Source organism: Spirillospora sp. NPDC048819, assembly GCF_040650055.1.
GTDB lineage: Bacteria > Actinomycetota > Actinomycetes > Streptosporangiales > Streptosporangiaceae > Spirillospora.
The window spans coordinates 69,211-91,281 of record NZ_JBEZGN010000023.1 but is presented as its reverse complement, the minus strand read 5'-3'; the positions used below and the strand labels follow the sequence as shown (position 1 = coordinate 91,281).

Sequence of the window (22,071 nt, the reverse complement as noted above, 5' to 3'; positions counted from 1 at the left end):
CGCCTGCCGGGCGGGACGGATCCGGGTGTGTCCGGCCGGGGGCGGCCAGGTGGGGACGGGGGACTGCGAATCGATCATCTGGGGGTCGGCCGGGCGTTAGGTTGGTGGGAAATCCGCTGGTTTGGGAGGCGTCGTCGTGGCCGGGAATCCTGAGATCGACACCACGGTGCCGCACTCGGCTCGGGTGTGGAACTACCTGCTGGGCGGCAAGGACAACTACGAGGTCGACCAGCGGGCCGCCGAGCAGTTCCGGGCGATGTTCCCGCAGATCGCCGACATCGCCTTGGCCGACCGCGCGTTCCTCGGCAGGTCCGTCCGGTATCTGGCGGGGGAGGCCGGCATCCGGCAGTTCCTCGACATCGGCACCGGGCTGCCGACCATGGACAACACGCACGAGGTCGCCCAGCGCGTCGCGCCCGACTCGCGCATCGTCTATGTCGACAATGATCCGCTGGTTCTCACGCACGCGCGGGCGCTGCTTCGCGGTAGTCCGGAAGGAGCGTGCGATTACATCCATGCCGACTTGCGGGAGCCCGACGGCATCCTGGAGCAGGCCGCCGCGACCCTCGACTTCGGCCGTCCGGTGGCGATCATGCTGCTGGGCATCATGCATTTCGTGCACGATGACGGCGAGGCGCGAAGTCTGCTCGGGCGCCTGATGGACGCCGTCCCGTCCGGGAGCCATCTGGCGATCACCCATGCGACGCTGGACTTCGATGAGGGTGCGACGGCGCAGGCCGAGGCCCAGGAGGACTGGAACGAGAAGTCGGCCAATCCGATGGTCCCGCGCGCCCGTGACGGCATCGTCCGCTTCTTCGACGGCCTGGAACTGCTTGAGCCCGGTGTGGTGTCGATGTCCCGGTGGCGTCCTGAGCACACGCCCTGGGGACTTCCGGACGAGGTCGCCGGTTATGCCGCTGTAGCCCGCAAGCCCTGATCCGAACTGCCGGACGGATGCCGGTGCGGCACCGTTCCCCCGAGCGGGGGAGGGGAATGGCGCCGGCGGGTGATCCGGATGGCCGGTCATAGCTGTGATCTTGGGGTCGTCAGACCATTTCCGAGAGAGGCAGCGATGACCGTTCTGAGTACGTCGGCGGTTCCGGCCGGGCGGCTGCGCGCCGTGTGGGCCGCCGCACACGAACCTGTCGCCGGTGTTCCGCGGTGGGCGCGGATCGCGGCGCTGGCCGTTCCGTTCACCGTGCTGCCCGCCGGGCTGTGGCGGATCGCGGCCTTCACCTTCCATCTGCCGATCGTGGACGACGGCATGAGGCAGGGGGACGTGAACGGCGACCTCCCGGGGTGGGTGCCCCTTGAGGTGTACGTGGTGCTGCTGTCGGTCCTTTCGGAATTGGTGGCCTTCACCGCGATCGGATTGATCGCCCGCTGGGGCGAAGTGTTCCCCCAATGGATACCGGGCCTGCGCGGACGCCGTGTACCGACCCTGGCCGCCGTGATCCCCGCTGCGTTGGGCGCCGCGATTCTGACCGTGTTGTGGACGGTCTCCATCGTGAACTGCCTGGTCTTTCAGGAGACCCTTCAGGGACGCCCGCTGTCGGACGACTTCCCCATTAACTTCAACGACTGGAAGGGCGTGCTCGGCGTCGTCTCCTACGTGCCGCTGGTGCTGTGGGGGCCGCTGCTCGCCGCCGTCACCGTCGCCTACTACCGGCGCCGCACGCGGGGCTAGGCGTAGGGGTCGGCGGACTCCAGGGCCAGTTTGCGGATGTCGGTCAGGTCGTCGTCGGTGTAGTCGGCGGGCAGTTCCAGGCCCAGGGCCTGAAAGACGCGGCGGACCTCGTCCGGGGGTGGGACGTCGCTCAGGGGAAGTTGCTTGACGGACTGGAGCGGGAGACGCTTGGCCTGCTGGAAGCTGACGTGCAACTCCGACTCCCAGACGAGGTATGTGGGTGTTCCGCTGTTGATGACCAGCGCCGGGAATTCCGGGCCGCGCTGGGTGAAGATGAGGCAGCTCGTCGACATTTCGTAGCGCAGGAGCGAGTAGGCGGAGGACAGCCGGACGTCGATGGCGAGCATTTCGTAGCGTTGCTGGTGCCAGCAGGCGGCCAGGATCGTCGCGAAGAGTTCGCGCCGGGTCTGGTCGACCGTCCATGACTGCTCGGGGCTGTCGGGGCCGGTCGCCAGGCGCTGGTGGAGGCTCACGAACTGGTGGCACAGATCCGGGTTCATGGGGTCGAGGATTTCCAGGCGGAAGTCCAGGCGGCGCCGCCTCGGCCTTGCCGCCGACACGCATTCGGGGAGCGTCACCGCGCGGATGTACGCGCCGGTCGCGCCTCGGAAGACCCAGCGGTCGGTGTCGCGGCGGGCGTCGGTCAGGATCCGGTTGCATTCGGTTCCGCTGATGACGCGCACGTCGATCTGCCTTTGGAGGGCGTCGACGGAGCGCTGCACTTCGAGGGTCTGGTTGTCGCCGCGGGCGCGGTCGCGCAGGAGGACGATGGAGACGACGGCGAGGGTCGCCATGGTGGCGCTCTGCACGACCTTGCTGGACGTGAGCCCGGCGATGTCCAGCCCGAGGATGACGACCGCGAGGACGAACGCGACGGCGACATCGATATAGCTCGTCAGCATCTTCCAGGCACGCTGCATTCGCCGCTCCCGTAACCCTCCGCCACTGGCCGCGACGATCCTAGTCAAGGCGGATCAACGCCAGAAGCCTTTACCGGCAAGGGGTTCCGGGCTTCGGACGGCACGGTCCCCCGACGGTGCGGTCACGTGGGTGATTTCGGGCGAGCGGGGCGAGCCACGGGGCCTACCGGAGAGTACGGTTGGCGCAACCCCCTGGGCTTGGAGGATCGCATGGCGCAGTTGACCGAGATGGTTCCCCCCGCGGCGGCGGGCGCGGTGCTCCGTGGCGTGTTCGCGTTGCCGGCGCCGGTCAAGCGGCTGATCGTGGGAGCGCCGGTACGGCGGGACGGGCAGGAGCTGGCGCTGGACGCGCAACTGCTGCTGCTGATGTCGCGGCTGGAGGGCAGGAACCTGACGTCGAGCACCGTCGAGGAGTCCCGCGACGGGCTCGCGCGCGCGAAGGTGCTCATGGGCCGGGTGCCCGCGCGTCCGGTGAAGACCCGCGAGGTGACGATCCCGGACGCCGTCGCGGCGCGGCTCTACACCCCCAAGGGTCTCGCGGAGGGGTCGCCGCTGCTCGTCTTCTACCACGGCGGCGGATGGGTCATCGGCGACATCGAGACGCATGACACGGTGTGCCGGTATCTCGCCGTGCACGCCGAGGTCCGGGTGCTGTCGGTGGGGTACCGCCTCGCCCCCGAGCACCGGTATCCGGCGGCGGCGGACGACGCCGTGACTGCCTACGAGTACGCGGTGAAGAACGCCGCGGAGCTGGGCGCCGACGCCGGGGCCATCGCGGTCGGCGGCGACAGCGCGGGCGGCAACCTCGCGGCGGTCGTGGGGCTTCTCGCGGAGCGCAAGCCGGACTTCGCGCTGCTGTTCTACCCGGCGACCGACATGTCGGCCCGGAGGCGTTCGCGGGATCTGTTCGCGGACGGGTTCTACCTCACCGACGCCGACATGACGTGGTTCAGCGACCACTACTGCCCGCCGGACCGCCGGACGGAGCCGGCCGCGTCGCCGCTGCTGGCCGATGATCTGGCCGGGTTCCCGCCGACCTACCTCGTGACCGCCGGGTTCGACCCGCTGCGGGACGAGGGGGAGGAGTTCGCGAAGCGGCTGGAGGAGGCCGGGGTGCGGGTCGCTCTGCGGCGGCAGGAGGACCTCATCCACGGGTTCGCGAACATGTGGTCGCTGGGCGGGCGGTTCCAGGAGGCGATGTCGGAGGCGGCGGGCGCCCTGCGCACCGGCCTGGCCCTCCACGCCAAGCCCTGACACGGCCCGGCCCCCCGTGAGGCCGGGCCGCGGCGGACGTCAGAGGGGAAGGCCCGTGAAGATCATGACCTTTTCCTCGGTGTAGTCGGCCATCGCCGACTGGAGGCCCTCGCGGCCGACGCCGGAGTCCTTCACGCCGCCGTAGGGCATCTGGTCGGCGCGGTAGGACGGGACGTCGCCGATCACGACGCCGCCGACGTCGAGTTCGCGGTGGGCGCGGAACGCGATGTCGAGGCTGCGGGTGAAGACGCCCGCCTGGAGGCCGAACTTGGAGTCGTTGACCAGGTCGAACGCCTCGTCGACGCCGTCCACCGGCTGGACGAACATGACGGGGCCGAAGACCTCCTCGCGGGAGATCTTGGTGTCGGCGGGGACGCCGGCGAGGACGGTCGGGGCGTAGGCGGCCCCCTCGCGGGTGCCGCCCGTCAGGACCTTCGCGCCCGCCGAGACGGCCTCGTCCACCCAGGTCTCGACGCGTTCGGCGGCGTCCTGGCTGACGAGCGGGCCGACCTGGGTCTTGTCGTCCCACGGGTCGCCGGTGACGAGGGAGGCGACGGTGTCGACGAGCTTCGGCACGAACTCGTCGTACACGGAGCGGTCGACGTAGACGCGCTGGACGGCGATGCAGCTCTGCCCGGCCTGGTAGTTGGAGAACAGCCCGATGCGCTTGGCGGCCCAGTCGAGGTCGGCGTCGGGGAGGACGACGGCCGCGCCGTTGCCGCCGAGTTCGAGGGTGACGTGCTTGCGGGGCGCCTGGTCGTTGATCGCCCAGCCGACGGGGACCGACCCGGTGAACGACACGATCGGGAGCCGCGGGTCGTCCACGAGCGCGGGCGCCCGGTCGTTCGGCACCGGCAGGATCGAGAACATCCCGGCGGGCAGGTCGGTCTCGGCGAGCAGCTCGCCCAGCAGCAGCGCCGACAGCGGCGTCGCCGGGGCGGGCTTGAGGACGATCGGGGCGCCCGCCGCGATCGCCGGGGCGATCTTGTGGGCGGCGAGGTTCAGCGGGAAGTTGAACGGCGAGATGCCGAGCACCGGGCCCTTCGGGACGCGGGTGATGTAGGCCATCCGGCCTTCGGCGGCGGGGTCGGTGTCGAGCCGCTGGGTGGTGGCGCTGAAGCGGCGGGCCTCCTCGGCGGCGAACCGGAACGTGGAGATCGCGCGGGTCACCTCGCCGCGCGCCCACAGCAGCGGCTTGCCGTTCTCGCCGGTGATCAGGCGGGCGATCTCCTCGGCGCGTTCGGCGATCCGCGCGGACACGTGCGCGAGGGCCTCGGCCCGCACGTGCAGCGGCAGCGCGGCGGCGTCCCTGCGCACGGCGTCGGCGGCGGCGATCGCCTCCTCCACCTGCGCCGGTGTCGGCACGGCCGCCGTCCCGACCACGCGGCCGTCGTAGGGATGCGTAACGGTCAGTTCGCCGTCACCGGTCTCGGGCCGGCCGGCCAGCCAGAATGGGGTCACGTTCATGCGTTCACGCTACCTACGGCGCGGCCGAATGCGAGTCGCCATGCTGTCCAATCCCATCGTCTCGACTGGACGTGATGGCGAGCGCGATCCACAGTTCGGCGCGGACCGCCGGGTCGTCGGGGTCGCGTCCCAGAACCTCGGCGGCCTTGCGCATCCGTGACCGAAGCGTGTGCCGGTGGACGCCGAGCGCCCGCGCGGCCGCCTCGCCCTGCCCGTTGGCCGCCACATAGGCGCGGACCGTCTCCAGCAGATCCTCCTCCCGCAGCGGCGCCAGGAGTGCGCCGGCGAAGGCGTGCGCCGGTTCCGGGTCGAGCAGCCCGAGGACGCCCTGGCCGGGGAGTGCGGAGTGGTGCAGGACGTCCTGCCCCGACCGCACGGCCACCGCCAGGGCCTCACCGGCCTGCCGCAACGCGCCCGCCAGCTTGCCGGAGGCCGGGTCGCTGACGCCGATCGGGCCGGTGCCCGCGAGCAGCGACTCGATCGTCGCGCTCACCTCGTCGGGGACGATCACGGCGATGTACCCGTCCAGCGGAAGCGCCAGGCAGCGGCCCCCGGCGGGATCGGACTCCAGGACGTCCAGGACGGGCGCGCCGCCCGCGCAGGCCAGCACGCGCACCGGTCCGCGCGGCACCGCCGGGCCGTCGCCGGGACGGCCGAGCAGCAGCGCCGCGAGCGAGGCCCGCAGGTCGCGGCCGGTGCGCGGCGTCTCCGACTGCAGGGTCAGCAGCGCGACGGCCGCGCCGACGATCGTGTGCGCGACGTGGGGGAGCGGCGTCTCGGTTCCGACGGCGAGGAACCCGCGCGGCCGCCCGCCCAGCCCGATCCGCTGCACGACGATGTGCTCGCCCGGCAGCGACAGCGCCATGCTCGCGGACGGCGCCTCCGCGCTCCGCGCCCTCGGGGGCCGGCGGAGCCGGGCCAGTTCGGGCGACAGCGCCTCGGCGCGTCCGGCGGCGGTGGCGGGTTCGGCGTGCTGGACGGTCCCGGACGGGTCGAGCAGCAGCGCCCAGCCGCCGAGCAGCCGGGCCAGCCGGGTGACCAGCGCGCCCGGCCCGGTCAGCGCGGCGCGGGTCAGTTCCCGCTGGGCCTGGAACGCGCGGGTCACGTCCTCGTACCATTCGGCGGCCAGCATCCGCGACACCGCCTTGCCGACGGCGATGAACGGGGTGGGGCGCGGCACCTCCAGCAGGACGAGCCCCTGGTCGCGGGCCGCCGCGAGCAGCTCGTCCGGGACGGTCTCGTGGATGACGCCGACCGCGAACCCGAGCCCGGCGACACCCCGTCCGACCAGCCGGGACACATAACCGGTGGCGCTCGCCGGCGAAAGCCGCATGCCGGTGGTGAGGACGAGCTCGCCGCCCTCCAGGAACGGGGTCGGGTCCTCGAGCTCGCTGACCGCGACCCACAGGACGGCCGTGTCCGGGAGCGGGCCGGTGAGCGACCGCAGGCCGAGCTGGGGGAGCGCGGCCACGGAGGCCAGAGTGGGCGGCATCGCAATCCTTGTGCAAAGTGTCCATCTCGCGGGGCGCATTTCGCCGTCCCGTACGGTTCATCGTAGGTGGCGCCCGGCTTATGTTCAGGCCATGACCAGCGATGATTTCGGCGGTTCGAGCCGCCTGCCGCAGGAACGCCGTGTCGTGACCGAGATTCCCGGCCCGCGCTCACAGGAGTTGCAGAAGCGCCGCGTCGCGGCGGTGCCGCCGGGCGTCGGCAGCGTGCTGCCGGTGTACGTGACCGACGCGGACGGCGGCGTGGTCGTCGACGCGGACGGCAACTCGCTGATCGACTTCGGCTCGGGCATCGCGGTCACCAGCGTCGGCAACGCCAACCCGCGGGTCGCCGCGCGGGTGAAGGCCCAGGCCGACCGGTTCACCCACACCTGCTTCATGGTCGCGCCGTACGAGTCGTACGTCGAGGTGTGCGAGAACCTCAACCGGATCACGCCCGGCGACCACGAGAAGCGGTCGTTCCTGGTCAACAGCGGCGCCGAGGCGGTGGAGAACGCGGTCAAGATCGCCCGGTACGCGACCGGGCGGCAGGCGGTCGTGGTGTTCGACCACGGCTACCACGGCCGGACGCTGCTGACGATGACGCTGACCGCGAAGAACATGCCGTACAAGCACGGGTTCGGGCCGTACGCGCCCGAGGTGTACCGGGCGCCGCTCGCCTACCCGTACCGCTGGCCGACCGGCCCGGACAACTGCGGGCCGGAGGCCGCCGCGCAGGCCATCGACCAGATCACCAAGCAGATCGGCGCGACGAACGTCGCGGCGGTGCTGATCGAGCCGATCCAGGGCGAGGGCGGCTTCATCGAGCCCGCGCCGGGGTTCCTGCCCGCGATCGCCGAGTTCTGCCGCGCCAACGGCATCCTGTTCATCGCCGACGAGGTGCAGACGGGCTTCGCCCGGACGGGCGACCTGTTCGCCTGCGAGCACGAGGGGATCGTCCCCGACCTCGTCGCCACCGCGAAGGGCATCGCCGGGGGGCTGCCGCTCGCCGCCGTCACCGGACGCGCCGACATCATGGACAAGGTGCACGGCGGCGGCCTCGGCGGCACCTACGGCGGCAACCCGCTCGCCTGCGAGGCGGCGCTCGCCGTCCTTGAGGAGATCGAGGACGGCAAGCTCACCCGGCGTGCCCGCCGCATCGGCGAGATCATGCTGCCGCGGCTGCGGGCGCTCGCGGAACGGCACCCGGCGATCGGGGACGTGCGCGGACGCGGAGCGATGATCGCGGTGGAGCTGGTGCGGCCGGGCACCAAGGACCCCGACCCCGACACGACCGCGCAGGTCGCGCGCCGCTGCCACGAGCGGGGCCTGCTCGTCCTGACCACCGGGACGTACGGGAACGTGCTGCGTTTCCTGCCGCCGCTCGTCATCTCCGAGGCCCTCCTGACCGAGGGGCTCGACATCCTGGACGAGGCTTTCGCGGGTTGACGGCCGGGCCGGGCCGCCCGCCACCGGGACGGGCCGGCCTCCCGCCGGGGAGGCCGGCCCGTCGACATCGTCCCCGGCGCTGCCAGTGGGTCAGCGGCCCTGGACGCGGGCGATGCCAGGTCCCGCCTCAGCGCGGTTCGAGCGACGCGCCGTACAGGTCGGCGAGGATGTCGTAGGAGCGCAGCCGGTCACCGTGGTCGAAGACCTGCGTGACGACCATGACCTCGTCCGCGGCCGTCCGCTCGATCAGCGCGTCCATCTCCTTCCGGACGGTCTCCGGGCCGCCCACCACCTGGTCCGCCAGCCGCGAGTCGATCATCTGGCGGTCCAGCGGCGTGTACGGGTACGACGCGGTCTCCTCCGGGGTCGGCAGCGGCCCCGGACGGCCCTGCCGCAGCCGCAGGAACCCCAGCGCCTGCGGCCGCGCCAGCTCGCGGGCCCGCTCGTCGGACTCGGCGGCGGTGACCGAGACGCCGATCATGGAGTACGGCTCGTCCAGCGCGCCGGGACGGAACGAGTCGCGGTACAGCTTCAGCGCGGGCACGGTGTTCGCGGCGCTGAAGTGGTGCGCGAACGCGAACGGCAGCCCCAGCAGCCCGGCGAGGCGGGCGCTGTAGCCGCTGGAGCCGAGCAGCCAGACCGGCGGCTCGTTCCCGGCGGCGGGCGTCACCGCGCTGTCCGCGCCGAAGTAGGAGCGCAGCTCGATGACCTGCTCGGGGAAGTCGTCCACCGACAGGGCGTCCGGGGAACGCCGCAGCGCCCGCGCGGTCGCCTGGTCGGTGCCGGGGGCGCGGCCGAGGCCGAGGTCGATGCGCCCCGGGTACAGCGCCTCCAGCGTCCCGAACTGCTCGGCGACCACCATCGGCGCGTGGTTGGGCAGCATGACGCCGCCGGAGCCGACCCGCATCGCCGACGTCGCCGCCGCGACCTGCCCGATCAGCACGGCGGTCGCGGAGCTGGCGATCCCGGGCATCGCGTGGTGCTCGGCCAGCCAGTACCGGTGGAAGCCGAGCCGCTCGGTGTGCCGGGCCAGGTCGAGGGTGTTGCGCAGCGCCTGGCCCGACGTGGAGCCGCTGACGACGGGCGCGAGGTCGAGGACGGAGAAGGGCACGCTCATAACGTGCCCTAACCCGCCGGGCGTCCGTCCTCTTCCCTCTCAGCCCGCCAGGGCCATGACGACGGGGACGGCGACGACGGCGATCGCGACGGGTGCGGTGATGCTGATCCACGACCAGTTCACCAGCGTGCGGGCCCGCGCGGGATCTTCGGGGTACACGGTTTCGGCCTTGGTGTACAGGAGGGCGGCCACCACCATGAGCGGCAGGAACGCGAACATCGTGAGGACGCCGAGGACGAACGCGGCGACCTGCCCGGGTCGGGTGTAGGTCCCGTCCGGCCCGATGCCGAACGCGGGACGGGGAGCGGCGGCGGGGACGGAGGCGGCGGAGACTGCTTCGGTCATGGAGCGCACCGATCACTAGAAGTGTGACCTGGATCATACGCTTCGTGATCGTCGCGTGCGAGGGGCCGGCCGCCCCTTTTCAGACGACCGGCCCAATCCGGATCAGCGCAGCCGCAACCCCAGCAGGATGGGGTCGTGGTCGGACGAGCGGAACGCGTCCGGCCGGTAGAACTCGGGCGGGTTGAACTCGGTGTTGTAGTCCAGGAACACCGGCTCGTCGCTGTTGACGTGCCAGATCGTCGCGCCGGTCACAAGCCGCGCCAGGGACTTCCCCGCGAGGACGTGGTCGAGTTCGCCCGACTGCCCGCCGAACACGTAGCTGTACCGCCGGTCCGGGCGGACGAACCGCTTGGTCTGGCTGACGAGCCCGCCGGCGGCCAGTACGTCGATCGGGTCTTCGGCCGCGTAGGCGTTGAGGTCGCCGATGACGAGCGGGTTCGGCGACCCGTCCGCGATCTCGCCGATCGCCTCGGCCTGGGCGACGCGGCGGGCGTTGTAGCAGCCCTGGCCGTCGCCCTGGTCCTCGTCGGGGCCCTCGGCGCCGCTGCAGCCCTTCGACTTGAAGTGGTTCACTATCATCGTGAACGGCGTCCTGCCCGAGGCGGGCCGGAACGTCTGGACCAGCGGCGGGCGGTCGAAGACCGGGTCCCCCGACGACCGCGGCGCGCCGACCGGCGTGACCTTCGCCGGCTTGTAGATGAGCGCGACCTGGATCGCGTCCGTCCCCGGATGGGGATGCTTCACCCACGTGTACGTCCCGGCGCCCACGGCCTGGTTGAGCCGGTCGACCAGGGCCTTCACGGCGGTGTCGCCGTTGTTCTCGACCTCCATGAGCCCGACGGCGTCGGCGTCCAGGCCCCTGAGCGCGGCGACCAGCTTGGTGAGCTGCCGCTCCTGCTCCTCCGCCGTGTCCGCGCCGCGCTCCTTCAGCGTCGTGAACCAGTTGAGCGCGTTGAAGGCGGCGACGCGCACGTTGCCGCCGACGTGCCGGGGCCTCTTCGGCCGCCGGTTGGTGTCGGCGAAATGCGCCCGCGTCGTCGGCTGGAGGCGGTACTCGCCGAACCCGTAGCCGAGGACGCCGGTCAGCCCGTACGCCGAGTCGCCGATCCGCAGGACGCGCGGGTCGGTGTACGGGATCGTGTCCGGGTTCTGGACGTTCGAGCCGTCATCGACGAGGAGTCTCCGCGCGTCGTTGTCCGCCTGGGTGGAGCCGTGCCCGTCGGTCGGCTGGAAGAGCCGGCCGCCGGCCGACACGGTCACCTCGCCGTACCGTCCGAGCGTGTAGGTCTCGGTCGCGGTGAGCCGCTGGCCGAACCGCAGCAGCATCCCCTCGTAGTGCTCCGGTTCCGCTCCGTCCGGGAGCGGGAGCCTGACGCGGGACGGGGCGACGCGGCCCTTCCCGCACACGTCCACGGCCGACACCGGCGACAGTTCGGTGAGCCCGTTGTACTCGACGGCCTTGCCGGTCACGAGGACGCGGTCGCCCGCCGCGACCTCCGCCGTCGAGTAGACGAAGATCCCGTCGGAGGTCCGCGGGTCCGCGTCCGGGGTGGGGTCCTGGACGAAGAAGCCCCTGAGCTGGTCGGGCCGCTGGAAGTCGGCGGTGACGACGCCCTCGACCCGGACGGTCCGCCCGCTGACGGGGCTGGTGTCGCCGCTGCCCTGGACCTCGGCGATCTGGTGGTCGGCGGGGGTGCCGCAGGTGGCCGGCTCCGCCGCGGCGGCCGTCTGGACGCCGCCGGCGAGCCCGGCGGTCAGGACGGTCGCGAGTGCTGCTGCTGTTCGGCGCATGGCCGGAGAGTAAGGCCGCTCCTTCCTCGACCTGCGAACCGTTAATGAAGACTCCACCAATTTGCAATGGTGTGTCGGAATCGAGAATGTCCCTTGACCGGGCCATGACGAAACACCGTTCGGCTTGCCCTCGATCGAACTTCTAGGGCGTGGACCCCGGCTTTGCCCGAAGTACCGGCGCCGCGTCCTTGGAGGGCCGATAGTGGAGAGGCTGAAGCAGGTCATCGGTGAGGTGATCGAGGAGAAGGGGGCATGGCTCGTGGAACTGGAGGTCATGCCCGACCAGGTGCACCTGCTGGTGGAAGTGGATCCCCAGTTCGGCATTCACCGCTTGGTGAAGGCCATCAAGGGCCGCTCGTCCCGAGTTCTCTGCCAGGAGTACCCGGCGCTGGAGTCGCGCCTGCCGACGCTGTGGACGAACTCCTACTTCGTCGCAACGGTTGGTGGGGCTCCGACGGACGTGGTGAAGATGTACGTCGAGGACCAGAAGAACCGCTGAAAGGGGGAATCCATGCTGACTGGCCGCAAGTACCGGGCCTACCTGGATGTCGAGCAGGCCGAGTACGCCGAATCCATCGGCGGCGCTTGCCGCTCGGTATGGAACACCGGCCTCCACCAGCGGCGGGAGTACCGGCGGCGCGGAGCGTGGATGAACTACGTGCCGCAGGCCAAGGAACTGGCCGAAGCCAAGAAGGAACACACCTGGCTCACCGACGTTCCAGGTCACTGCCTCCAGCAGACTCTCATGGACCTCGACAAGGCATGCCGCACGCACGGGACGTGGAGGGTGCGCTGGCGCTCCAAGTCCCGCTGGGCCCCGAGCTTCCGTTTTCCCGAGGGCGGCAAGATCCGCGTGGAGCGTCTAGGCCGCAAGTGGGGGCGTGCGAAGCTGCCGAAGATCGGATGGGTCCGGTTCCGCTGGTCCCGGCCCCTCGGCGGCGAGATCAAGTCGGCGACCATGAGCCGCAAGGGCTCCCAGTGGCACATCTCCTTCCTTGTCGACGACCAGGCCGCAACTCCCCAAAAGCACACCATGCCGGGCACCGCGGTCGGCATCGACCGAGGCGTCAAGGTCGCGGCGACCACCAGCAGCGGCGACTTTCACGACCGGGCCTTCGTCACCGCCGGGGAAGCCGCGCGGTATCGGCGGTTGCAGCAGCAGCTCTCCCGCACCAGGAAGGGAAGCCGCAACCGCGCCAGAGTTCGCGCCCGCATGAACCAGATCATGGGCCGGGTCACCGACCGCCGCATCGACTTCTGCGCCTGCCTGGCCAACTGGCTCACCGCCCGCAACGCCGTGGTCGTCCTCGAAGACCTCAAGACCAGGAACATGACGGCCTCCGCCTCCGGCACCCCGGCGGAGCCGGGTGAGCAGGTCGCGCAGAAGCGGGGACTGAACCGGGCCATCCTCGACAAGGGATGGCACCGCCTGGAACTCGCTCTCACCAGCGCGGCCCGGTACACCGGTACCGAGGTGTTCAAGGTCAATCCCGCGTTCACGTCGCAGCGGTGCTCCGCTTGCGGCTTGGTCACCGAAGGCAACCGCGAAAGCCAAGCGTCCTTCGTGTGCAAAGCCGCGGCTTGTGGACACCGCCAAGACGCCGACGTCAACGCGGCACGCAACATCCTCAAGGCGGCCGGAGCGGCCGTCTCAGCCTGTGGAGACTTCGGGGTTACCCGGTCGGTGAAGCAGGAACCACCGGGACCCCGCGAGGCAGTACCGGTCCAACCACCGTTCCCGCTGGTTGGAATCCCCCGGATTTAGCCGTGGGGAGGAACTCAAAGTCTCCGCAGAAGGCACCGCACATAAGGAGAGCCGTGACCGAGTCGCCGGTCGGATCCCGGTACGCCCGCACCCGCGACATCGTCGCCGCCGCAGTCGTCCTCCTCGTCCTCACCGCCGTGCTGGTGATCGTCCTCGTCCAGGTGTGGCCGCCCGCCCCGACAGTCGCCCCCGACGGCCGGACCGAGATCCCCGCGCGGACCACGACCGTCGAGCTGCTCGGATGGTCGCCCACGCTGTCCCGCGAGACGAGCCTTTTCGTGATCGTCATGGCGGCCGGCGCGATCGGCTCGGTCGTGCACGTCCTGCGGTCGTTCTACTGGTACGTCGGCAACCGCGCGCTGCGCCGGAGCTGGCTGGTGATGTACCTGCTGCTGCCGGTCGTCGGGGCGCTGCTCGCGCTGATCGTCTACCTGGTGCTGCGCGGCGGCCTGACCTCTCCGGCGGGCGGCGCGTCCGACATCAACCCGTACGGCATCACTGCCATCGCGGCGCTCGTCGGGCTGTTCTCCCGTGAGACGTCCGAGAAGCTCCGCAGCGTGTTCTCCACCCTGCTCGCCTACGCGCCGCCCGGCCGCGACCAGGTCCTCGAACCCCGGATCACCGCGATCGAGCCCGCGAGCGGCCCGGTCGGCACCACCGTCGCCATTCACGGCACCGGCCTCGGCTCCGCGGCGGCCGTCCGCTTCGGCGCCGCCGAGTCGCGCATCTCCGACGCGGCCGACACGCTCATCCGCACGGCCGTCCCGCCGGGCGCCACCACGGGCCCGCCGGTGGTGATCACCCCGGCCGGGTCCGTCACCGGCCCGGAGCCCTTCACGGTCGAATGACCCGCGTGCCGGCCTACTTCGCGTCCTGCCAGTGGGGATGCCAGGCGTCGTAGGCGGCGCCGGGGAACACGCGGGGCAACTCGGACGTGGGCAGCCGGCCGAGTTCGGCGCCCGTGCGCGCGACGCCGAACTGCCGCTCGGTCACGTAGGCGGCGCGGTCCAGGCTCTTCGGCCCGGCGACGAGGCAGGTGTAGCGGGCGCCGGGCAGGTCCTCGTCCGGGATGGCGGCGCCGACCGCGAGGCTGTTGGACACCGTCACCCAGCTCCCGAGGTTCACGACCTGCCGCTCGGCGCCCTGGTCCTCCCAGCGGTGCTCCAGGATCGGCTTGGAGAAGATCGGGACGAGCAGATGCGACACCCCGCACGCCTGCAGCTCGCGTTCCCAGCCGATCGACCGGCCGAGGTCCTCGCAGATCAGCACCGCGAGCCGGCCGAGGGAGGAGTCGAGCACGCCGATCCTCGTGCCGGGCCGCACGTACTCCACGGCCGTGCCGCCCGGCGGCGCGTCCGGCAGCCGCCACAGCCTCATCTGCCCCGAGTCGAGGGTGAAGCCCGACAGCTTGTCCTGGACGAGGAGCTCCTGGCCCGTCCAGCGGTCGAGGAGGACGGCGCGGTTCGGCGGCGGGTCCTCGCCGCCGAGCGGGCCGCTGCCGAGCAGCAGGAACCGCAGCGGGCGGCGGCCCCGGTCGCGCCCGGCGGTGTCGAACGCGACCTCCTTCCAGTGCTCCAGCAGCGCGTCCGACAGCGACGCCTCCGGCATCACGGCGAGCTGCGCGCCGGACTCGTCGAGCCGCCGGACGATCGCCTTGATGCGGCTGCGGATCCCGGAGGAGTCCATCGGGCGCAGCCGGTAGACGGACATCCCGTTGCGCTCCTCGAACTCGATGTCCACGTCGTCGAACGTCTCCAGGACCGGCGCGCAGCCGATCGTGACCGGCTCGTCCCGGCTGAAGTGCGGGTCGTTCACCGCGGGCAGCACGGTGTGGTCGATGCGCTCCCACTCTTCCTGGGTGACGCGGTGGACGCCGAAGAACTCCGCCTTGGTCCGCATCCCGCGCGGCCGGCCGGGGAACGCGCACCTGGGCAGCAGCGCGCCCGTCGTCCCGGGGCCGTTCAGCTTCCCCTCGGTCAGGTAGTTGACCAGGACCCCGGCCAGCGCGGGGGCGTCGTGGTACGGCGCGTACGGGCTCGCGTGGGCGAGCGCGGTGTCGAGCCCGAGCAGGATCGTGAACCGCCCGAGGTCGCCGCGCAGGGCGACGATCCGCGCGGTCTCCGCGGGATCGAGGAACCCGTGCTCCAGCACGCCGTCGGCGATCTCGCCCGCCTTGCGCCGCACCCGCTCCTCGGCGTACCAGCGCGTGGCCGTCCAGCTGTCGAAGGCGTCGTCCGGCATCGAGTCGTAGAGCTGGACGAAGAGATCAGCTGGTTCGGCCGGATACGCGGCTGCAGCCAACTGATCCGTCATAAGCGCCCCCGGGGGATTGACACGCACGGTTACGGGTGGTGGATCGATGCTAACTCTCCCGCGCGCCGCATTCAGTGTCCTCCGCTACAGAACCCGGATCCGTGTCACTTGACATTCACTTGGCAAAGACGCACTCTGGATATGTCCGGCGGTGCCGTCGACCCGGGAGTGTGACCATGAGCGCAATGACCGACTCCGCCCGTGACCGCCGGACGGAGGTCCGGCGCCTCATCGACTCCATGGAACACGCCAAGATCATCAGCGACGGCCACTTCAGCGCGCTCGGCATGCTCATCACCGACGCGTCGCTGAGCGCCGACGAGCCGGCCCTGGTCGAATGCCAGGACGGCCTGCAGTGGCTGCACCGCCACTATCTCGACGTCAACGCCCTGGACGGCGCGCAGCGCGAGCAGCGCGGCCGCATCCTCGGGCTGATCGACGTCGTCCACTGGGCGCTGAAGCGGCTCCCGTCCGGCCTCCAGCTCGCGCTGCAGCCCGACGGCCACGCCGCCCGCTTCATGCTCGCCGTGTTCCGCCGCCAGGGGCTGTCCAACCAGCAGCTCGCCGCCGAACTCGGCACCGATGAGACCGAGATCAGCCGCGTGGGGCGCAAGCTGCTGTCGGCGGGCGTCGTGTGGCGCCGCAAGGAGTGGCGCCAGAACGCGTGGGACCTCACTCCCCGCGGCCGCCACTACCTGGAGACGTCCGGCCTCCTGCCCGCCGACGCCGACATCGACGCCGACATCGACGCCGACGCGGGCCCCGGCCGGCGCGCCGAGCCCGCCCGCGCGGCCGAGACCGCATCGCGCTCACCGGACGGCGTCCCGCGCCACACGGACACGAGCCGCCCGACCCGCCCGACCCGGTCGGGCGAGCCCCCGCGCCCCGCGCAGGGTTAGGGCGCCGGGACGCGAGACCGTCATCACGGGGCGCGGCGCCGGAAGGCCAGCGGGACGGTGAGGAAGATCACAGCGGCGGTCGCGGCGAAGGCGGCCGGGTAGCCGGTGTGGGCGGCGGCGACGCCGAACGCGACGCCGCCGACGCCCATGCCGCCGTCGTAGCCGATGTTCCACAGGGCGCTGACCGTCCCGTAGCCGGAGGCGGGCGCCCGCTCGTACATCAGCGCCAGGCTCGCGTTCTGCGTCACCCCGAACCCGGCCCCGAACAGGACCATCGAGGCGAACACGGCGGCCGGGTGCGGCACGAGGACCAGCAGCGCGATCCCCGCCGCCGACAGAGTGACGGCGGGCGCCAGCAGGCGCGCGGCGCCGTGCCGGTCCCCGGCGCGTCCGGCCTGCCAGCGGGTGAGCGTCGTGGCGGCCGGCTGGACGAACAGCGCCGCCGCCGCGACGCCCCCGGCCGGGACCGCCTCCGGCAGGAATGTGATCAGGACGCCCGCCGCCATCGCGGTCGTGGCGAACGCGACCGCCGGGCGCACCAGCCCCGGCGACCGCAGCCCCGCGACGATGCCGAAGGTCCGCCGCTCGGACGTGGACGCGAGGTGGCGCGGCAGGCCGGGCAGCGCGGCCAGGGCCGCGAGTGAGACGACCGAGGCCGCGATGAACACGGGCGGGTAGCCGACCTCCCCGGCGAGCCACACCCCGAGCGGCAGCGCGAGCATCGTCGGCAGCCCGGCGGTGAGGCCGAACAGGCCGAGCGCCTCGCCCCGGCGCGCCGCCGGGGCGAGCGCGGCCACCAGCGCGTTCGGGACCACCACGGCGACTCCGAAGCCGACGCCGCGCACCAGGCTCACCACGATGATCGTCGTCATGTCGGACGAGGCGATCAGCGCGAGCGGCGGGAGGCCGAGCAGCAGCAGGCCGGCCGCGAGCACCGGCACGTACCCGAACCGGATGAGCAGGCGGGGGAGGGCGAGTTCGGCGAGCACCGTCGTCAGCATCAGCGAGCCCGTCGCGACGCCCGCGCCGGCGCGGCCCGCCCCGCCGGACACCGCGTACATCGGGACGACCGACAGCAGCAGGAAGACGCCCGCCAGGCTCGTGAAGGTGGCCGCGAACACCAGTGCCAGGTGCCGTCCGACCAGGGGCGGGCGGGGATCGCGGACGTCCCTCGCGCGCTGAGATGACTCGCTCATGCCGACGACGTTAGGAGACCGGCCGGACCGCGCGGTTATTGAGTTCGTTGCTAATAACCCCGTCCGAGCATGTGACGAGACTTCATTCCGCGAGTCAGGGCCGGTGGGACACAGTCGTCAGCGTTCGGATCCCCGGCCCACCCCCCCGGAGCGAGAATGCGTCTTCGTAGCCTTTTCACCACCGCGGTGCTGAGCGCGGCGCTCGCCGTGCCCGCGGTGGCCGCGCCGCAGGCGGTCGCCGCACCCCGGGACGCGGCCGCACCGCCGGGCTGTGACGCCACCGACGCCGAGATCTACGCGGCGCCGCCCGCCGCGGTGCCGGGGAACCCCGGTGACCTGCTCGCCTGCCGGCCGGTGAAGCTGACGAACATCCCGGGCGACGTCCCGATGAAGGCGTGGAAGGTCCGGTACGTCTCGACGGACGCCAAGGGCGCCAGGAACGTGGTGACGGGGACGGTCGCGATCCCCGACGCCCCCTGGACGGGGGACGGCTCCCGCCCGACCGTGGCCTTCAACCCCGGGACGCTCGGCTCCGGCCTCCAATGCGCGTTCTCCAGGCAGCTCGCCGGACAGTACGTCGACATGTACGAGGGCGGGAACCTGCAGCTGTTCCTGCACGCCGGCTACGCGGTCGCCGCGACCGACGGCGTCGGCTACCTGAACGGGCAGGTCCACACCTACATGGTGGGCGCCAACGCCGGGCACGCGCTGCTGGACGCCGTCCGGACGTCCCGCCGGATCCCGGGCGGGACGCTCGGGGCGGACGGCGACGTCGGCATCTCCGGCTACTCCGAGGGCGGCGCCGCCGCGCTGTGGGGCGCGCAGCTCGCCGCGTCCTACGCCCCTGAGCTGAACGTGGTCGGCGCGGCGGCGGGCGGCGTGCCCGGCGACCTGAAGGTGACCGCGAAGCAGCTGAACGGCAGCCTGTTCGCGGGCTTCCTCGCCGACGCGCTCGTCGGCCTGCACGCCGCCTACCCGGAGATGCCGTTCACCGAGCTGATGAACGACACGGGCGAGAAGGCCATCCAGGACGTGAAGTCCCACTGCCTGTTCGGGACGCTCGCGGTGTTCCTCGGCGCGAAGGTCGAGAACTTCTCCGCCGACGGGCTGACGCTGGAGCAGATCTACGCGCTCAAGGGCCCCGGCGGAGTGACGTGGGGCGAGCTCGTCGACCGGCAGAGGCTCGGCGTCGGCATCGGCACCCCGTCCTCGGACGCCGCGTACAAGATCGGCTTCCCGGTGTTCCAGTACCGCGGCTGGTTCGAGGAGATCATCCCGCACGAGACCGAGGACGCCACGCGGCGGCGCTACTGCGACGCCGGCATCAACACGACATGGAAGAACAACTATCCGACCGAGCACCTGACCACCGACTGGGGCGCGGCCGGGGACGTGACGAACTTCCTCGGTGACCGGTTCGAGGGCAAGCCCGCCGAGGGCAACTGCTGATCCCCCCGCCCGCGGGCCGGGCCGCCGGGACGACCGGCGGCCCGGATCCCGTGGCGGGCCCCGCAACCCGAATCATCTAAGGAGCCGAACATGACAGCGGGCGTCGCCGACGTTGGCAGCCGAAACCCGCAGCCCGACATCTCCGGGACCGTCCCGCTGCCCGAGCGCATCGCGGTCGTGGTGTTCGTGGTCGCGCCGATCATCGGGCTGCTGGCGGCCGTCCCCTTCCTCTGGGGCTGGGGACTCGGCTGGACGGACGTGGCCATCTTCGCCTTCCTCTATCCGCTCAACGCCATCGGGATCACGGTCGGCTACCACCGGCACTTCACGCACGGCGGCTTCAAGGCGAAGCGGTGGCTGCGGATCGCGTTCGCCATCCTGGGCGGGCAGGCGATGCAGGGATCGGTCGTCCGGTGGGTCGCCGACCACCGCCGCCACCACAAGTACTCCGACCAGGAGGGCGACCCGCACTCGCCGTGGGCGTACGGGCCGGGCGTGTGGGGCCTCACCAAGGGGCTGTACCACGCGCACATGGGCTGGCTGTTCAGCAAGGACAGGACGTCCCGCAGCAAGTACGCGCCGGACCTGCTCAGGGACAAGGACATCCGGTTCCTTTCCCTCGACCCGGTCTACGCCGTGATCGTCCTCTCCACGTTCCTCGTCCCGATGGGTCTCGGCGCGCTGCTCACCCTCTCCTGGCACGGCGCCCTCACCGCGCTCTTCTGGGGCGGCCTGATGCGGGTGTTCGCGGGCGAGCACGTCACGTTCTCGATCAACTCGATCTGCCACGTGTTCGGCAGGGAGGACTTCAAGACCCGCGACAAGGCCCGCAACGTGTGGTGGCTGGCGATCCCGTCGTTCGGCGAGTCCTGGCACAACCTGCACCACGCGGACCCGACGTGCGCCCGGCACGGCGTCCTCAAGGGGCAGATCGACATCAGCGCCCGCGTCATCTGGATCTTCGAGCGGCTCGGCTGGGTCTGGGACGTCCGCTGGCCCGACCACGAGCGCCTCGCCGCCCGCCGCGTCCCCCGGAGCCGCGACTTCCGCGGCGGCGCCGCCCCGGACGCCGCCGCGGACGTCATCTCCTCCTGACCCGCCTTCTCCTGACCCGCCTTCCGTACAGGAGCAACGAAGCATGACCGAACTGCCCGCCCTCGACCGCACGCCCCTCATCGAGCGGCTGCTCCGGTTCGCCAAGGACTTCCCCGACGACCGGGCCTACACGTTCATGGACTACATGACGGACCCGGACGGCGTCGCCCTCGACGTCACCTGGGGCGAACTGGACGGGCGCGCCCGCTCCATCGCCGCCGCGATCCGCCGCGCCACCGAGCCGGGACGGCGGGTGGCGCTGCTCGCCCCGCAGGACCTCCACTACGTCACCGGGTTCCTCGGCGCGATGTACGCCCGCGTCATCGGCGTGCCGCTGTTCTCGCCGGACCTGCCCGGCCACGGTGACCGGCTCCTCGCCGTCTACCAGGACGCCGAACCCGACGTCGTGATCACCACGAGCGCGTCGCTGCCGCACGTCAGGGCGTTCCTCGCCGACAACTCCGTCCCCGAGCCCGCCGAGATCATCGTCGCGGACCAGGTGGACGGGTCGCTGGACTGGACGCCCGAGCCGGTGGACCCGGACGACGTCGCCTACCTGCAGTACACCTCCGGCTCGACCCGCACCCCCGCCGGCGTGATCATCACGCACGGGAACTTCGCGACGAACGCCGAGCAGCTGTGGCGGACGTTCGAGGGCATCCCGCGGGAGTCGTCCGGCGTGAACTGGCTGCCGGTGTTCCACGACATGGGCCTGGTCACGACCGTCGCGCTGCCGCTCGTGTACGGGAACCCGGGCGTGATCATGGACCCGGTCGCGTTCATCATGCGTCCCGTCCGGTGGCTGGAGCTGCTCAGCGCGCAGACCCACGCGTTCACCGGCGGCCCGAACTTCGCCTACGAGTACCTCACCGCGCAGGTCACCGAGGAGGAGAAGGAGGGCCTCGACCTCAGCGGCGTGCAGGTCTTCATGAACGGAGCCGAGCCGATCCGGGAGAGCACGCTCAGCGGGTTCTACGAGGCGTTCAAGGACTGCGGGCTGAAGCCCGAGGCGCAGGTGTGCGCCTACGGCCTGGCCGAGGCGACCGTCTACGTGTCGGCCTCGTCGCGTTTCCGGGAGCCGACGCGCCGGGCGTTCGACCACGAGCGGCTCCGCCGCGGCGTCGCCGAGCCGTGCGCCGCCGACGCGCCCGGCGCGATCCAGCTGATCGCCTGCGGGACGTCCTACGGCCAGCACGTCGTCATCGTCGACTCCGAGACCGGGAACCGGCTCGCGGACGGCGAGGTCGGCGAGATCTGGGTGCACGGCCCGAACGTCGCCGCCGGCTACTGGGGACGCCCCGAGGCGACCAAGGAGACCTTCGAAGCGACGCTCAACGATCCGGGCGAGCTGCCGGCCGGCCCGTGGCTGCGCACCGGCGACCTCGGCGTTCTGCACCGGGGCGAGCTGTTCGTCACCGGCCGGATCAAGGACCTGGTCATCGTCGACGGCCGCAACCACTACCCGCAGGACATCGAGTTCACCGTCTCGGGCGCGCACAAGGCGATCCGCCGCGAGTACACCTGCGCCGTGTCCGTCGACGTGTCCACCGAGACCGGCGAGACCGAGGGCCTCGTCGTGATCGCCGAGCGGAACCGGCGGGTGCCGATCGCGCTGCTCGACCCGGGCGAGGTGGCGCAGGCGGTGCGGACGGCGGTGAAGCAGCAGCACGACCTGCGCGTCCACGACTTCGTGCTGATCGAGCCCGGCGGCCTGCTGCGCACCAGCAGCGGGAAGATCGCGCGGTCCGCCTGCCGGCTCGCCTACCTCGGCGCGACCCTGCCGATCACGGAGGTGCCCGCCAGGAGCGAATGAGGAACCACGCCCGGCGAATGAGGA

Annotated in this window: 19 protein-coding genes; 11 read left to right on the top strand and 8 right to left on the bottom strand. The window is 71.7% G+C overall.

Annotated features, from left to right (window positions below):
- Positions 1-136 precede the first annotated feature (136 nt).
- Both AB0C35_RS27660 and AB0C35_RS27655 read left to right on the top strand, forming a co-directional pair.
- Complete coding sequence (locus AB0C35_RS27660; RefSeq protein WP_358461616.1) at positions 137-937, top strand: SAM-dependent methyltransferase; 801 nt, start codon at positions 137-139, stop codon at positions 935-937.
- 135 nt (positions 938-1,072) lie between these two features.
- Entirely contained in the window at positions 1,073-1,687 is a 615-nt protein-coding gene (locus AB0C35_RS27655) for a hypothetical protein (RefSeq protein ID WP_358461613.1), read from the top strand.
- On the opposite strand, the gene AB0C35_RS27650 is transcribed toward AB0C35_RS27655, so the two are convergent.
- Positions 1,684-2,607: a hypothetical protein gene (locus tag AB0C35_RS27650; protein WP_358461610.1), complete on the bottom strand. Its 924-nt coding sequence runs from the start codon at positions 2,605-2,607 to the stop codon at positions 1,684-1,686. The genes AB0C35_RS27655 and AB0C35_RS27650 overlap by 4 nt on opposite strands.
- A 210-nt stretch (positions 2,608-2,817) precedes the next feature.
- Here AB0C35_RS27650 and AB0C35_RS27645 point away from each other — a divergent pair, with 210 nt between their 5' ends.
- Positions 2,818-3,861 (top strand): alpha/beta hydrolase, encoded by a 1,044-nt coding sequence (locus AB0C35_RS27645; protein ID WP_358461607.1) that lies wholly within the window; start codon positions 2,818-2,820, stop codon positions 3,859-3,861.
- A 39-nt stretch (positions 3,862-3,900) separates the two neighbouring features.
- Here AB0C35_RS27645 and AB0C35_RS27640 read toward each other — a convergent pair whose 3' ends face one another.
- Positions 3,901-5,328, bottom strand: a complete 1,428-nt coding sequence (locus tag AB0C35_RS27640; RefSeq protein ID WP_358461604.1) for an aldehyde dehydrogenase family protein — start codon at positions 5,326-5,328, stop codon at positions 3,901-3,903.
- A gap of 13 nt (positions 5,329-5,341) precedes the next feature.
- A complete protein-coding gene (locus tag AB0C35_RS27635) occupies positions 5,342-6,799 on the bottom strand; it encodes a PucR family transcriptional regulator (protein WP_358461601.1) in 1,458 nt (485 codons plus the stop codon).
- Positions 6,800-6,911: 112 nt separating this feature from the next.
- Between AB0C35_RS27635 and gabT the strand changes: the two genes are divergently transcribed.
- Complete coding sequence (gene gabT, locus AB0C35_RS27630) at positions 6,912-8,264, top strand: 4-aminobutyrate--2-oxoglutarate transaminase (protein ID WP_358461598.1); 1,353 nt, start codon at positions 6,912-6,914, stop codon at positions 8,262-8,264.
- 127 nt (positions 8,265-8,391) lie between these two features.
- On the opposite strand, the gene AB0C35_RS27625 is transcribed toward gabT, so the two are convergent.
- The 3 genes from AB0C35_RS27625 to AB0C35_RS27615 all read right to left on the bottom strand — a co-directional run bounded on the left by AB0C35_RS27625 (position 8,392) and on the right by AB0C35_RS27615 (position 11,517).
- On the bottom strand, positions 8,392-9,381 hold the full coding sequence (locus tag AB0C35_RS27625; RefSeq protein WP_358461595.1) for an LLM class flavin-dependent oxidoreductase: 990 nt from the start codon (positions 9,379-9,381) through the stop codon (positions 8,392-8,394).
- A gap of 39 nt (positions 9,382-9,420) precedes the next feature.
- Complete coding sequence (locus AB0C35_RS27620) at positions 9,421-9,726, bottom strand: hypothetical protein (protein ID WP_358461592.1); 306 nt, start codon at positions 9,724-9,726, stop codon at positions 9,421-9,423.
- A gap of 102 nt (positions 9,727-9,828) precedes the next feature.
- Complete coding sequence (locus tag AB0C35_RS27615) at positions 9,829-11,517, bottom strand: ExeM/NucH family extracellular endonuclease (RefSeq protein ID WP_358461591.1); 1,689 nt, start codon at positions 11,515-11,517, stop codon at positions 9,829-9,831.
- A gap of 124 nt (positions 11,518-11,641) precedes the next feature.
- Between AB0C35_RS27615 and tnpA the strand changes: the two genes are divergently transcribed.
- Genes tnpA through AB0C35_RS27600 form a run of 3 tightly spaced genes read left to right on the top strand, consistent with a single transcriptional unit; the run spans position 11,642 to position 14,130 of the window.
- Positions 11,642-12,016: an IS200/IS605 family transposase gene (gene tnpA / locus AB0C35_RS27610; RefSeq protein ID WP_358461588.1), complete on the top strand. Its 375-nt coding sequence runs from the start codon at positions 11,642-11,644 to the stop codon at positions 12,014-12,016.
- 12 nt (positions 12,017-12,028) lie between these two features.
- Positions 12,029-13,282, top strand: a complete 1,254-nt coding sequence (locus tag AB0C35_RS27605; protein ID WP_358461585.1) for a transposase — start codon at positions 12,029-12,031, stop codon at positions 13,280-13,282.
- Between the two features lie 53 nt (positions 13,283-13,335).
- Positions 13,336-14,130 carry an IPT/TIG domain-containing protein gene (locus AB0C35_RS27600; protein ID WP_358461582.1) on the top strand — a complete coding sequence of 265 codons (795 nt, stop codon included), beginning with the start codon at positions 13,336-13,338 and terminating at the stop codon, positions 14,128-14,130.
- 13 nt (positions 14,131-14,143) lie between these two features.
- Here the strand turns inward: AB0C35_RS27600 and AB0C35_RS27595 are convergent, their stop codons facing one another.
- On the bottom strand, positions 14,144-15,583 hold the full coding sequence (locus tag AB0C35_RS27595) for a hypothetical protein (protein WP_358461579.1): 1,440 nt from the start codon (positions 15,581-15,583) through the stop codon (positions 14,144-14,146).
- A 188-nt stretch (positions 15,584-15,771) separates the two neighbouring features.
- Here AB0C35_RS27595 and AB0C35_RS27590 point away from each other — a divergent pair, with 188 nt between their 5' ends.
- Positions 15,772-16,494: a hypothetical protein gene (locus AB0C35_RS27590; RefSeq protein WP_358461576.1), complete on the top strand. Its 723-nt coding sequence runs from the start codon at positions 15,772-15,774 to the stop codon at positions 16,492-16,494.
- Positions 16,495-16,517: 23 nt separating this feature from the next.
- Here AB0C35_RS27590 and AB0C35_RS27585 read toward each other — a convergent pair whose 3' ends face one another.
- Positions 16,518-17,690: an MFS transporter gene (locus tag AB0C35_RS27585; protein WP_358461574.1), complete on the bottom strand. Its 1,173-nt coding sequence runs from the start codon at positions 17,688-17,690 to the stop codon at positions 16,518-16,520.
- Between the two features lie 156 nt (positions 17,691-17,846).
- On the opposite strand from AB0C35_RS27585, the gene AB0C35_RS27580 reads away from it, so the two are divergent.
- The 3 genes from AB0C35_RS27580 to AB0C35_RS27570 all read left to right on the top strand — a co-directional run bounded on the left by AB0C35_RS27580 (position 17,847) and on the right by AB0C35_RS27570 (position 22,047).
- Positions 17,847-19,139, top strand: coding sequence for a lipase family protein (locus AB0C35_RS27580; RefSeq protein WP_358461571.1), 1,293 nt, complete (start codon positions 17,847-17,849; stop codon positions 19,137-19,139).
- Positions 19,140-19,229: 90 nt separating this feature from the next.
- The gene (locus tag AB0C35_RS27575; protein ID WP_358461568.1) at positions 19,230-20,234 is read left to right on the top strand and encodes an acyl-CoA desaturase; all 1,005 of its coding nucleotides are present in this window, start codon (positions 19,230-19,232) and stop codon (positions 20,232-20,234) included.
- Positions 20,235-20,277: 43 nt separating this feature from the next.
- Positions 20,278-22,047, top strand: coding sequence for a fatty acyl-AMP ligase (locus tag AB0C35_RS27570; protein WP_358461565.1), 1,770 nt, complete (start codon positions 20,278-20,280; stop codon positions 22,045-22,047).
- The last annotated feature ends 24 nt before the right edge of the window (positions 22,048-22,071 follow it).